Source organism: Rothia nasimurium (assembly GCF_928382285.1).
GTDB lineage: Bacteria > Actinomycetota > Actinomycetes > Actinomycetales > Micrococcaceae > Rothia > Rothia nasimurium_E.
On record NZ_CAKMSS010000002.1, the window covers coordinates 249549 to 262127 of the forward strand.

The window sequence follows — 12579 nt, forward strand, 5'->3', positions numbered from 1 at the left end:
AGCTCTAGGCACCGCCTTCAAGACCAGCGAGAGCGGCAGCACCCATGCCCAGCAGGTCATCGGCAGCCTGGGTGCCAAGAAAAGCGGCAGCTTCTACCGACAGGGTCTCTGTCTGCACGGTATGCCGCAGCAGCTCGGTGCCGTCGGGATTAGCCACAGCGATGTTAAGGACGAGCTGGCCAGCGTCCACCAGGGCATAAGCCCCAATAGGAGCGGCGCAGCCCGCTTCAAGACGGCGGAGCAGGGCGCGCTCAGCGGTCACAGCCAGCTGGGTCTCGATGTGGTTGACAGCGGCTACAGACTGCCCCAGCTCTGTTTGCTCACCGGCATCGTCGGTACGAATTTCGATAGCGAGAGCCCCCTGGCCGGGAGCGGGCACAACCCTGTCAACCCCCAGGTACTCGGTAATGGTCTCAGCAAGGCCCAGACGGTGCAGACCGGCGGCAGCCAGCACTACCGCATCGCAGTCACCGGTGATAGCGCCAAGCTTCTTCTCACCGTGCAGGCCGTGGGCACCCACCCCGTAGTGCTCCTTGCCAGCCACACGGGCCAGGCGGGTACCCACATTACCGCGGATATCAACAATGGTGAGGTCAGGACGGATAGCCAGCAGCTGGGCGGCCCGACGCGGCGACCCCGTGCCCACACGGGCACCAGCAGGCAGGGTGTCGAGGGTCAGACCGTCCCGGGCGCACAGCGCGTCGCGGGGGTCCTCCCGCTCCGGGGTAGCAGCAACGGTCAGCCCCGGGCAGGGCGCACTGGGCAGATCTTTCAGGGAATGGACGGCCACATCCACTCCCCCATCAAGCAGACGGGAGCGCAGGGTCGCAGCAAAAACACCGGTACCACCCAGCTGAGACAGGGGGCCGGTGAGCACGTCGCCCTCAGTTTTGACGGTGACGGTCTCTAGCTCAATGCCGGTCGCCTCCCGCATACGCTGAACAGCCCAGCCAGTCTGGGTAGTCGCAAGAGCCGACCCGCGCGTACCTACGGTAAATGTTCGAGCTGCCAATGAGCGTCCTTTCGTGCAATCTTTATCTGAAATGTTTAAGCCGCCGTGTTGCAGAGGGGCGTGGGTCGCGTACTCCGGGGAAACACGCAGCGCTCGCAACCGCTCTCGCTCCTCGCCTGGGGGCTCGTCGCGATTCACCGCCAGCCCCGATCCACGCGAGCTTGCTGCGTGTTCCCCTCCGCCCGCTTTCCTGACCCATGCGACAACCGGGCGGCGAGGCATTCATGAAGCCAACTGGCTGGGGCAACCAAGGTTCGCGCCGTAAGGCGCGGGGGCTGCTGCCGAAAGCGAGCGTGGATTGGGCCTGGCAATGAATCGCCCCAGCGTCTGGAGCTACAATGCGAGCTTGCGAGCAAGCTCCAGAGGCGGGGCGAGAATGGTTGCGAGCGTGGCAGCAGCCCCCGCGCCACCAGCCCTAACCATCGCTTTGACCCGCCCTAGGTGTTACCCCTGGTAATCAGCAATCACGGGCTTGTCGGAGCCGGGGCGCTGGGACTTGCAGCAGTCGGGGTTGCAGGCGTCGAACCAGCCGTTTCCGCCGCAAACGGACTGACGGGCTGCCTGTACGCCGTCGGCGTCCTGGGCGGGGGCGGTGGAGGCGACGCGTTCAGCAATCAGCTGGCGCAGGCCTTCAACGTAGGCTGGGTGAGTGCCGGGGGTGGGGGTGCGGGTTGCTGCGAAGCCGAGGCGCTTGCAGGTGTCGAGGGCTTCGGTGTCGAGATCCCACTTGACTTCCATGTGGTCTGAGACGAAGCCGAGGGGCACGAGCACGATACCGTCGACCTTACCGTCGAGGGCTTCGAGGGCGTCGTTGACGTCGGGTTCGAGCCAGGGCATGGAGGGCGGGCCGGAGCGGGACTGGTAGACCAGTTCCCAGTCGACTTCATCGAGGAGGGCGGGGTCAACGGCCTGTACGCCGGCGAGGACGGCGCGAGCGGCTTCCAGGTGCTTTTCGACGTAGGCGGAGCCGCCTTCGTAGTCGACGCCGCGGGGGCCTGCCTCGTTGGCGGCGCTGGTGGGTACGGAGTGGGTGCAGAACATGATGCGGATTTTTCCGTTACCCGCGGCAGCCTGCTGGGCGGCAGCGAGCTGGGCGCGGACGTCCGTGAGCCCCTCAACCAGGCCGTCGATGAAGGGCTGGATGAAGCCGGGGGTGTCCCAGAACTGGCGGACCTTGTCGATCTGCAGTTTGCCGTCTAGGCCCAGCTTTTCGAGGGCGATTCCGTAGTCTTCGCGGTACTGGCGGCAGGAGGAGTAGCCGGGGTAGGCGCTGGTGGCCAGCACAAGAATCTTGCGTTTGCCCTCGTCGTAGGCCTTCTGGACCACGTCGTTGACGTAGGGCTCCCAGTTGCGGTTAGCCCAGGTGATCTCGATGTCCGGGCCCTTTTCGGCCATAGCCTCGCGCAGGGCGGCCAGCAGGGCGCGGTTCTGCTCGTTGATGGGTGAGACACCGCCGTTGGCCCGGTAGTGGGTGGCGACTTCTTCGAGGCGTTCGTCGGGGATGCCGCGGCCGGCGGTGACGTTGCGCAAGAAGGGGATGACGTCGTCCTGTCCCTCGGGACCACCGAAGGATGAGAGAATCACCAGATCGTAGTCCTGCGGGGCGGACGCGCGGGGGCGGGTGAGGGTGCGCTCGCTGGTGTAGGTGCCGATGGTGCTCTCATCGAGCACGGCCGGACCGTTGGAGGCGGTGTTGGCCGGGTCGGTCTGGTTAGGGATGATATCGGCAGGAAGCTGGGCGGTCATTAGGCAATCACCTGGGCAATCTCGGCAGCTTCGATGCGGCGGCCGGTGTAGAAGGGAACTTCTTCGCGCACGAAGTGGCGGGCTTCGGTGTTGCGGAAGGAGCGCATGAGGTCAACGATAAGCACCAGTTCGGGGGACTCAAGGGCGATAAGCCACTCGTAGTCGTTCAAGCCGAAGGTGGCGATGGTGTTGGGCAGAACCTCGGGGAAGTCAATACCCTTCATGCCGTGGTTCTTCATAATCTCGCGGCGCTTTTCGGGGTTGATGGTGTACCAGTCGAGGGAGCGCACGAAGGGGTAGACGCAGACCCACTTTTCGGGCGCGATGCCCTTAGCGAAGGTGGGGGTGTGACCGGCTGAGAATTCGGCATCGCGGTGCACGCCCATGGTTGACCAGACGATCTTGGTGCCCGAGAAGGCTTTGGTGCGGCGGAAGCTACGGATAGCCGCCTGTAGGTCTTCTGGCACAGCGCCGTGCACCCAGACCATGACGTCCGCATCGTTGCGCATAGCGGAAACATCGTAGAAGCCGCGGGTGATCACGCCCTTGGCTTCGAGCTCAGCAACCAGGGCTTCGAGTTCGGCGGTTGCCTCAGCGCCGGTAGCGGCGGGGTCAGCTGCACCTTCGCGGGCAAAAACGGTGTAGAGAGCGTAGTGGAACTGGCTGTCGCCTTCGGCTACTTCGCCGGGGCGCTGGCCCTGAATTTTGCCGGCCGCATCCTTGGCGGTGGGCATGGGCGGACGGCCGCCGTGGCCACGACCTGCCGAGCCGTGGGAGTAGGCACCGTGGCCTGCCCCGTAGCTTGACCCGTGGCCGGTGCTGCCCTGGGAGCTGGAGGTGGGGGTGTGTTCTGCAGGGTTACCGTGGTGTGACATGGTCTTACCTTTCGATGTGGGAAGTCGGTGGTGTGTGGCTGCTGACCATCAGTGCTGCTTACCGATTGGTGCTGGTGGTCTGCACAAAGTGACGGATGTGGCTATGGGTGTCTGCGGTGACGGCGGCCAGGCCGGTTCCGGCGATCCAGGCGCCAACGGCGGTGGCACCGGGCAGGTCGGTGAGGGCTGTGCGGAAGGCAGTGACGCGGTCCTTGTGCCCCGGTGTGGTAGAGGGCAGGGCACTGCGCCAGCGCACGACGTCCGCAGCAACCAGATGGCTCTTGGTGATGGGAACACCCAGAAGGTGGGCGGCGTCGTATAGACCCAGGGTGACCAGCTGGTCATCGTGCAGGGCTAGCTCTGAGAGGGGCGAGGTGTCATGGTCCTTGCCGCGCCCGTACGACAGGCGTACCACGTGGCGCCCTTCCCCTGCCCGTTCTGCGACCCAGGCCCACTTAGCGGTGGCGTGGGTGAGGGCCTTGGCGCGGACGCCGGTGGCAGCTTCGCTCACCAGCAGACCGGTACCGCGCGGGGCGGCGTCGAGGGCTGGCTGGTCGAGCACCAGGGAGACCAGGGCGACTTCGGGGCCGGGGGCAACGGCGGGCAGGGCGGATGCCGGTAGGTGGGGCCCGAGCAGGCGGATGGAGGTCTGGGCGTCGGTGGCTACCACCAGCAGTTCGCCGCGGATAATGGCTGATTTTTCGCCGTATTCGGGCTGACGCTGGATGGCCGTCCACCCGCCGGTGACGGGGTCGCGGTCCACGGCGATGGTGTCGAAGCCGCTGACGATACGCACGCGCTGACGGAGCAGGTCATCCACGAGCGCTTCGGAGAGCTGGTTCATGCCGCCTTCGATACCGGCAACCTGGGAGCCTGCCGGTGAGGCTGCCCGCAGGCGGGCACTGGCTGCGGTGAGGGAGCCCAGCTCGCGGAGGCCGGTCAGCAGACCGGGGGCGATGGTGGCGATTTCTAGCTGGTCGGGGTGTACCGAGTGCACACCGGATACCACCGGGGCTACCAGCTGGTCGAGTACCTGCTGGCCCAGACGCACCCGCACCAACTCACCCAGGGTTTTGGCGTTAGACCCGGCTGAGCGCGGCAGCACGGCATCGAGCTTGGCGCGGCGGTAGCCTGCCCGGCCCAGAATTTTTTTGAGGGCCGGGTCATCGAGGCTACCGGGAATGCCCAGAACACCGGTGGACGGTGAGGGGTAGGGCCCGGTGGGTAGGTAGAGCCAGGAGCCAAGAGGCTCGGGCGTTACTATGCGGTCAGCCAGCCCCAGGTCGGTCAGCAGGTTGCGGACGGCGTCGGTACGGGTTGCAAAGGACTCAGCACCGGAATCCAGCACCAGGCCAGCTAGCTGGTGGGCGCCTACAGCACCTCCCAGGTGGCTTTCCCGTTCAACCAGGGTGACTTTCTTACCGGCGCGGGCTAGTTCGCGGGCTGCGAGCAGGCCCGAGATGCCGCCGCCAATCACCAGGGCGGTGTTGTGCAGGTGCTGGTGCTGTGCCATGGGGTTCTTTTTCCTAGCCTTTGCGGGTTGAGGTGTGGATGTAGTCGACCAGGCGGGTCAGGACGGTGGGGTCGGTGGTCGGGGGCACCCCGTGCCCCAGGTTGACCACGTGGGCCGGGGCGGTGCGTCCTTCTTCAAGAACCGCATCGGTGTGGGCGGCGAGGGCCTCCCAGCCCGAGGCGAGCAGAGCCGGGTCGATATTGCCCTGTAGCACGATGCCGCCGCCCAAACGGCGCTGGGCTTCGGAGAGGGGCAGGCGGTAGTCAACGCCGATGACGTCGGCGCCGGCTTCGAGCATGGCGGGGAGCAGTTCGGCGGTGCCGGTACCAAAGTGGATGCGGGGCACCCCGTAGTGTTCAACGGCTGCGAGGGTAGCTGCGGAGTGGGGCATAACGAAGCGACGGTAGTCGGCCTCGCCCAGGGAGCCTGCCCAGGAGTCGAAGAGCTGCACGGCTGAGGCACCGGCCTCAATCTGGGCAGCCAGGAACTGGGCTGAGGTGCGGGCGGCCCAGGCGCCCAGGGCTTCCCAGGCTTCGGGGTCGGTGTGCATCATGGTGCGCGGACGCAGGTGGTCGCGGGAGGGCCCGCCCTCTACCATGTAGGCGGCCACGGTGAAGGGGGCACCGGCAAAGCCGATGAGCGGGGTGGAGCCCAGTTTCTCAACGGTTAGGGCAACAGCCTCTCGAATGGGGTCAAGGGCGGAGTCTTCGAGTTCGGGCAGGTTCTTAATATCGTCGAGGGTGCGGACGGGGGCATCGAGCACGGGGCCGCGCCCGGGAACGATATCGACCCCCACACCGGCTAGCTTCATGGGGATGACGATATCCGAGAAGAAGATACCGGCATCGACCTTGTGGCGGCGCACCGGCTGAACCGTAATTTCTGCGGCCAGCTCAGGGTTGAGGCAGGAATCCAGCATAGGGATTCCCTCGCGAATTTCGCGGTACTCGGGCAGGGAGCGTCCTGCCTGGCGCATAAACCAGACCGGGGCATGCTCAGCTTCGCGCCCGGTCAGGGTACGAATCATGGCTGACTCGCCAGTACCGGCGGTCTTCAAGGGGTGGGTAGCGGGCAGGTGGGCAAGCTGCTCGTCGGTGAGCAGGGGGCGCTGACGCAGCGCTGATGACACGGTCTGACTCATATACACCATTCTGCCAAGTTTAAAGCACAACTTTAGAGACAACCTGTCACCAGACCCCCAACAGGGAACTGTTTATAATAGAGTCGTCGTGACTATTTTCAGCCTTGTAGCATCGCATCGCTCCGTCGACCTCACCACCGTGGCTTATCTCAGCGAAGGCGTTGAGAAAATCCACCGGGATCTTGAACGCACCGGCATTCGTGGTGAGGTGATTTTGTCTACCTGCAACCGCTTAGAACTCTACGCAGAGATTCCCAGCAAACCGGGGGCCACCGACCAGAACATCGCCAACGATGTTGCTACCGCCTCAGAGCACATTTTTGACCTGATCTCCAAGCGGTCCGGGCTTTCCTATGACCTGGTAGAAAACAGCTTTGATGTGCTGGTAAATACCGATGCCGCCCACCACCTCTTCACTGTGGCATCAGGCCTGGAGTCGGCCGTTGTGGGTGAACGCGAAATCACCGGCCAGGTGCGCCGCGCTCTGTCTCTCTCCCAGGAGCAAGGACGGGCCACCGGCAACCTGGTGCGCCTCTTTGAACACGGGGCTCAAACCGCCCGCAAAGTTGGCCAGCAGACCATGCTGGGGTCTCGCGGACGCTCCATTGTCTCGGTTGCCCTAGACATGGCAGATGACATCGCTGAGAAAACCTGGGAAAGCCGCCGCGTGCTTGTTTTCGGTACCGGTGCCTACGCCGGGGCAACCGTAGCTGCCCTGCATGCCCGGGGAACGACCGATATTTGGATTTACTCCCGCTCAGATCGTGCAGCCACTTTTGCCGACAAACGCGGAGTACAGGCTGTACCCCACGGCGACCTGCACGAACAGATGGCAGCAGCCGATATTATCATCGGCTGCTCGGGTGGAGCTTCCCCCATGCTCCCCATCGAAATCCCCGAAGGGAAGCGCGTCATTCTAGACCTCGCGCTCTCTCGGGACTTCGCCCCCGAGGTAGCAGACCTGCCCGAGGTAGAACTCATCACCCTCGAATCTGTGCGCCTGGCAGCCCCCGAAGAAACCGTCGAATCCGTCCACACTGCCCGCACAATTGTGGACGAAGCTGCCGCCGAGTTCTCTGTTAAAGAGAAAGCTCGGAGCGTTGACGCTGCTATTGTTGCTCTCAGACAACACACCATGAGCGTGCTTGACGCTGAACTAGCTAAGGTCCACAACCAATACGGGTGTACCGCAGCTACCGAACAGCTTGAACTGGCAATGCGCCGCATGGTCAAGTCCCTCCTGCACACCCCGACCGTCCGAGCCCGAGACATGGCCCGCGAAGGCCGGGTAGACGACTATGTAGCGGCCCTCGAAGCCCTCTACGGAATCGAAGTGCAAGAACCCACCGAAGAGGCCGAGCCCCAAACCGACGCCTCCTAGCAGGCAGGCACCCCACCAGCCGCGACCCCGTCCGCCCACCATCCCAAAGGTTCGGCAGCAACGATGTCTACCACCATATTTTCAGCTGACTCCGACCCCGGCGACCCCATCGACCCGTCCGGGGCCTCCCGCCTCCCTAAAGACCTACGCCGCCAGCAGCTTATCGGCAACGCCGTGCGAGTTTTTGCCTCCCAGGGCTACCACACCACCACCATGGATCACATCGCTGCTGCCTCAAACGTGACCAAACCCGTGCTCTACCAGCACTTCACCGGCAAACGCGACCTCTACCTGGCCGTGCTCGATGAGCAAATCAACAACCTCATGACCCAGCTGGTGCAGCCCCTCCACGCCACCAAAGTCAACCGTGAACGAGTGCAGGGCGTCATCGGTGCTTTCTTCAATTTTGCCCGCAACAATGTGGCAGGCTACCGCGTCATTTTCGAATCCGACATTCAGAACGACTACGCGGTGCAAGAACGCACCGAAACCATGCACATCACCATCGCCAAGCAAATCGCAGAGGTGCTAGCGCCCAACGCCGGCATGCCCTTTGAAGAGGCGCTGATGACAGCCCGCATGCTCACCGGCATGGTGCAGTCAGCGGCCCACATGGTCATCGGCACCGACGCCTCACCCCAGCAGCTTGCAATGGCTGAGCGTGCGGTCTTCCGGCTGGCCTGGGGCGGTATCTCCATCATCGATGAAGATTGGGAGTAGCGCCCCCGCCGTTGCAGCCTTTTTCTCCCCTGTCAGCTCAGACCGAAACCCCGCACCTTTCCTGCCCCTACTCACGTAAACTGGTGGGCAGAGACCCCCTGCAGTCAGGTAGGGAACCATCGAAAGGAAACCTCATGGAAATCAAGATTGGCGTTATCAACGTGCCCAGCCAGGTCGTCATCGACACCGACGAAACCGCCTCAGACGTCCGCGCCAAGGTCGCTGCGGCTCTTGAGCAGGGCGGCATCCTGGAACTGACCGATTCTAAGGGTTCCACCACCCTGGTTCCGGCCGCTAACATCGGCTATGTCGAGCTGGGCGCTGAAACCAAGCACCGTATCGGCTTCGGTATCGGCCAGTAACACCGGGCTTACTCAGCCAGAGGGGCCCCGGGAGTTTGACGCAAAACTCCCGGGGCCCCTCTTACATTTACGGTACTTGGCGGTAGAATAAAGAAGTTATTTGGTTGCCCGGTCGTACCATCCGTATAGACTCACCTGCCTTTAGCTCTCCCGCCCAACGCTCTGCAAGCGTCCGCCCGGCGGTTGATAGAGCTTCTTTGTTGCATGAAAACCCACGATCGGCTTCCTCGTTTGCCCCGGGCCGGGGCCTCACTTATAAGGAACACGATTCGTGACTAACCCTGATACCACTAAAACTTTCGCCGACTACGGCGTGCGCCTAGACATTGCCGACGCCCTCGCCGAGAAGGGCATCGTCTCCCCCTTCCCCATTCAGGCCCTGACCCTGCCGGTGGCCCTGTCTGGCCAGGACATCATCGGTCAGGCTAAGACCGGTACCGGTAAAACCCTGGGCTTTGGTCTGCCCGCCTTGCAGAGCGTTGCTGTCCCGGGTTCGGACGCTTTCAACCAGCTTCCCGCCCCCGGTGCGCCCCAGGCCCTGATTATCGTCCCCACCCGTGAACTGGCTATCCAGGTGGGCGATGACCTCTCTGTTGCTGCCTCAAAGACCGGCGTGCGAGTAGCAACCCTCTACGGCGGCCGCCCCTACGACACCCAGGTCAAAGAACTGGAAAAGGGCGTTGAGCTAATCGTGGGCACCCCGGGCCGCCTGATTGACCTGCACCGCCAGAAGTACCTCAACCTCACCCAGATTAAGATTGTGGTGCTCGATGAGGCAGACGAGATGCTTGACCTGGGCTTCCTGCCCGATGTGGAGCGTATTCTCTCAGCCGTGCCCGAGGTGCGCCAGACCATGCTCTTCTCGGCAACCATGCCCGGGCCGGTCCTGACCATGGCCCGCCGCTACATGAGCCGCCCCATGCACATCCGCGCCGAATCCGGTGAAGAAGAGACCATGACTAAGGCCTCGATTCGCCAGGTTATTTACCGGGCCCACCCCCTCGATAAGGACGAGCTGGTCGGCCGTATTTTGCGTGCCGAGGGCCGGGGCCGCACCGTCATTTTCACCAAGACCAAGCGCTCCGCTGCCAAGCTCTCTGATGAGCTGACCGCCCGAGGTTTTGCGGCCGGCGCTATTCACGGCGACCTCAACCAGGGTGCCCGCGAGCAGGCCCTGCGCGCCTTCCGCAACGGCAAGATCGACATTCTGGTTGCAACCGATGTGGCTGCCCGCGGTATTGACGTTGAGGACGTCACCCACGTCATTAACTACCAGTGCCCCGAGGACGAGAAGACCTACCTGCACCGTGTGGGCCGCACTGGCCGCGCGGAGAAGGAAGGCACCGCCGTCACCCTGGTGGACTGGGAGGACGTGCCCCGCTGGAAGCTGATCAACAAGGCCCTGGAGCTGGGCGTAGATGAGCCGGTTGAAACCTACTCTTCTTCCCCCCACCTCTTCACCGACCTGGGCATTGCCAAGGGAACCAAGGGCCGCCTGCCCAAGGAGGAGCGCACCGCAGCGGGTCTGCAGGCTGAAGAGGCTGAGGACTTTGGCGGCGCTCCGGCTCGTGAGAAGCGCCAGGGGCGCGGTGGCCGCGGGGATCGTCGCGGACGGTCGGGCTCCCGTTCTCCGCGCCGCGATGGCTCACGCTCTGGCGGTGAGGGCCGGGGGCAGAAGCGCGATGATCAGCGTGGCGGTCAGGGCGGGGAGGCTGATTCCAAGCCGCGCCGCCGTCGTACCCGCCGGGTTGAGGGTGAAGCCGGGCAGGAGCGTCCGGCCCGCCGCCAGCGCCAGCAGAAGCCTGCTGAAGCGGCTGAAGGTAGCCAGCAGGGTGAAGGCCAGCGCCGCCGTCGCCGCCGCACCCGCCGGGTAGAGGGCAGCGACAGCTAACCCCTAGGTACCATTTAAATCAGAAATGACCAGCAACTAGCTGGTCATTTCTGATTTAAATGGTACTCACAAGAGCTTATTCGTTTATGAAGGTGAAGCATGCTCGCAGCGAAGCTGCTGGCTCGGCGGCTGGCGTGAATCGCCCTTGTGAGCGAAGCGAACCATGCGAGAGGGTCGGCAGCGAGCGTGAGCATGCGGAACCGCCAGCGAACAAGTCACCCTACCCTAGCGGGTGGCGCGGGCCTGGCCCTCTGCGTAGCCAGCGGCCGACTGAATACCCACCACGGCTCGCTCGGCGAACTCCTCGATAGAGGCAGCGCCGGCGTAGGTGAAGGATGAGCGGACGCCCGAGATAATCGAGTCAATCTGGTCTTCTACGCCTCCGCGGCCCTCAGGCAGGTAGATTCGGGCTGATGAGATGCCCTCTTCGAACATTTCACGGCGGGCCTTTTCAAAGGCTTCGGTCTTGGAGTTGCGGTTGATGACCGCGCGGCGGGAAGCCATGCCGAAGGATTCCTTGTAGAGGCGACCGTCGGCGTCCTGTAATACGTCGCCGGGTGACTCGTAGGTGCCCGCGAACCAGGAACCGACCATGACGTTGGAGGCGCCGGCGGCCAGAGCCAGGGCGACGTCGCGGGGGTCCTTGATACCGCCGTCCGCCCAGACGTGTACGCCCAGCTTCTTGGCTTCGGCGGCGCATTCCAGTACGGCGGAGAACTGGGGTCGGCCCACGCCGGTCTGCATGCGGGTGGTGCACATGGCGCCGGGGCCAACGCCGACCTTGATGATGTCGGCGCCTGCTTCTGCTAGGTCGCGGACGCCCGCGGCGGTGACCACGTTGCCGGCGGCTACGGGGATGGAGGGGTTGAGGGCCTTGACTTTCTTGAGGGCCTCGATCATGGTTTCCTGGTGGCCGTGGGCGGTGTCGACTACGAGTACGTCGGCACCAGCCTCGATCAGGGCGGCGGCGCGACCTGCTACGTCGCCGTTGATGCCAATCGCAACGCCGATGCGGAGCTTGCCGTTGGCGTCGGTGGCCGGTTCGTAGAGGCTGGCGCGCAGGGCGGCCGAGCGAGTCAGCACGCCGACCAGCTTGCCGTCAGCATCCACAACGGGGGCAACCTTGCGGGACTTCTCGTGCAGAATGTCGAAGGCTTCACGCGGGGTGACGGTGTCGGGCAGGGTGAGCAGTTCGGTGCTCATCAGGTCTTGTACCTGGTCAAAGTTGTCTGCCCCGCGCAGATCCTTGGGGGTAATGACGCCGATGGGGGCTTCGCCGTCCACAACGATAGCGGCCCCGTGGGCACGCTTGGGCAGCAGGTGGCGCACGTAGCCTGCGGTGTGGTGGGGCTTGACGGTGATGGGGGTGTCGAAAATCAGGTGGGAGTTTTTGACCCGCTTGATGGTTTCAGCGACGATATCGGTGGGAACGTCCTGGGGAATGATGGCGATGCCGCCGCGGCGGGCAACGGTTTCGGCCATGCGGCGGCCAGAAACGGCGGTCATATTAGCGATAACCAGGGGGATTGTGGTACCGGTTCCGTCGGCGGTGGAGAGGTCTACGCCCATGCGGGAGCCTACCGCGGAGCGGGAGGGAACCATGAACACGTCGTTGTAGGTCAGGTCGGTGGTGGGAGTCATATTGTTAAGAAAGCGCATGCTTCCCACTCTAAAAGATGAGCGGCTTCTGGGCACAACATTTCGCCAAGAGCTGATTTTTGCACAGTCTTAGCCTATTTTAAAAAGTTATTAGGTCTACCCTACCCCGATTTTTTATTCGGCGCAACCCTCTACACCTGTTTTCTTAGTCTTGTCGCGCCAGCTTTGGGCAATTTTTCCGTCTAGCTTCTTCTCATCCCTGTGCGCGGACGCCGGGGCGTAGGCTGGTGGGCAGGGGCAGGTTCTCTGCCTCATAGCTTCTTCCGTGAAAGGTTCAAC

11 protein-coding genes are annotated in these 12579 nt (G+C 63.6%); 4 read left to right on the top strand and 7 right to left on the bottom strand.

Annotation, left to right across the window (positions count from 1 at the left end; all coding sequences use genetic code 11):
• Positions 1–4: 4 nt before the first annotated feature.
• The 5 genes from hemC to hemE all read right to left on the bottom strand — a co-directional run bounded on the left by hemC (position 5) and on the right by hemE (position 6287).
• The gene (gene hemC / locus L6758_RS03980; protein ID WP_237204581.1) at positions 5–1012 is read right to left on the bottom strand and encodes a hydroxymethylbilane synthase; all 1008 of its coding nucleotides are present in this window, start codon (positions 1010–1012) and stop codon (positions 5–7) included.
• A gap of 444 nt (positions 1013–1456) precedes the next feature.
• Entirely contained in the window at positions 1457–2758 is a 1302-nt protein-coding gene (locus tag L6758_RS03985) for a ferrochelatase (RefSeq protein ID WP_237204582.1), read from the bottom strand.
• On the bottom strand, positions 2758–3633 hold the full coding sequence (gene hemQ / locus L6758_RS03990; protein WP_423817402.1) for a hydrogen peroxide-dependent heme synthase: 876 nt from the start codon (positions 3631–3633) through the stop codon (positions 2758–2760). Before hemQ ends, L6758_RS03985 begins: the two co-directional genes overlap by 1 nt.
• Positions 3634–3691: 58 nt before the next feature.
• The gene (gene hemG / locus L6758_RS03995) at positions 3692–5146 is read right to left on the bottom strand and encodes a protoporphyrinogen oxidase (RefSeq protein ID WP_237204583.1); all 1455 of its coding nucleotides are present in this window, start codon (positions 5144–5146) and stop codon (positions 3692–3694) included.
• Between the two features lie 13 nt (positions 5147–5159).
• Positions 5160–6287 (bottom strand): uroporphyrinogen decarboxylase, encoded by a 1128-nt coding sequence (gene hemE, locus L6758_RS04000; RefSeq protein WP_237204584.1) that lies wholly within the window; start codon positions 6285–6287, stop codon positions 5160–5162.
• A gap of 88 nt (positions 6288–6375) precedes the next feature.
• Between hemE and L6758_RS04005 the strand changes: the two genes are divergently transcribed.
• The 4 genes from L6758_RS04005 (at position 6376) to L6758_RS04020 (ending at position 10641) form a co-directional block, all read left to right on the top strand.
• Positions 6376–7668: a glutamyl-tRNA reductase gene (locus tag L6758_RS04005; RefSeq protein ID WP_237204585.1), complete on the top strand. Its 1293-nt coding sequence runs from the start codon at positions 6376–6378 to the stop codon at positions 7666–7668.
• 63 nt (positions 7669–7731) lie between these two features.
• Entirely contained in the window at positions 7732–8388 is a 657-nt protein-coding gene (locus L6758_RS04010) for a TetR/AcrR family transcriptional regulator (RefSeq protein ID WP_237204586.1), read from the top strand.
• 134 nt (positions 8389–8522) lie between these two features.
• Complete coding sequence (locus L6758_RS04015; protein ID WP_237185793.1) at positions 8523–8750, top strand: DUF3107 domain-containing protein; 228 nt, start codon at positions 8523–8525, stop codon at positions 8748–8750.
• A 271-nt stretch (positions 8751–9021) separates the two neighbouring features.
• A complete protein-coding gene (locus L6758_RS04020) occupies positions 9022–10641 on the top strand; it encodes a DEAD/DEAH box helicase (protein ID WP_237204587.1) in 1620 nt (539 codons plus the stop codon).
• Between the two features lie 225 nt (positions 10642–10866).
• Here L6758_RS04020 and L6758_RS04025 read toward each other — a convergent pair whose 3' ends face one another.
• Positions 10867–12300, bottom strand: coding sequence for a GuaB1 family IMP dehydrogenase-related protein (locus L6758_RS04025; protein ID WP_237204588.1), 1434 nt, complete (start codon positions 12298–12300; stop codon positions 10867–10869).
• A gap of 114 nt (positions 12301–12414) precedes the next feature.
• On the bottom strand, positions 12415–12555 hold the full coding sequence (locus L6758_RS04030; RefSeq protein WP_237204589.1) for a hypothetical protein: 141 nt from the start codon (positions 12553–12555) through the stop codon (positions 12415–12417).
• Positions 12556–12579 lie beyond the last annotated feature (24 nt).

Bases quoted from the DNA above. Each gene is read 5' to 3' on its own strand.
- L6758_RS04010 (WP_237204586.1), top strand. From the start codon at position 7,732: ATGTCTACCACCATATTTTCAGCTGACTCCGACCCCGGCGACCCCATC.
- hemG (WP_237204583.1), bottom strand. From the start codon at position 5,146: ATGGCACAGCACCAGCACCTGCACAACACCGCCCTGGTGATTGGCGGC.
- L6758_RS04030 (WP_237204589.1), bottom strand. From the start codon at position 12,555: ATGAGGCAGAGAACCTGCCCCTGCCCACCAGCCTACGCCCCGGCGTCC.
- L6758_RS04015 (WP_237185793.1), top strand. From the start codon at position 8,523: ATGGAAATCAAGATTGGCGTTATCAACGTGCCCAGCCAGGTCGTCATC.
- L6758_RS04025 (WP_237204588.1), bottom strand. From the start codon at position 12,300: ATGCGCTTTCTTAACAATATGACTCCCACCACCGACCTGACCTACAAC.
- hemE (WP_237204584.1), bottom strand. From the start codon at position 6,287: ATGAGTCAGACCGTGTCATCAGCGCTGCGTCAGCGCCCCCTGCTCACC.
- hemQ (WP_423817402.1), bottom strand. From the start codon at position 3,633: ATGTCACACCACGGTAACCCTGCAGAACACACCCCCACCTCCAGCTCC.
- L6758_RS03985 (WP_237204582.1), bottom strand. From the start codon at position 2,758: ATGACCGCCCAGCTTCCTGCCGATATCATCCCTAACCAGACCGACCCG.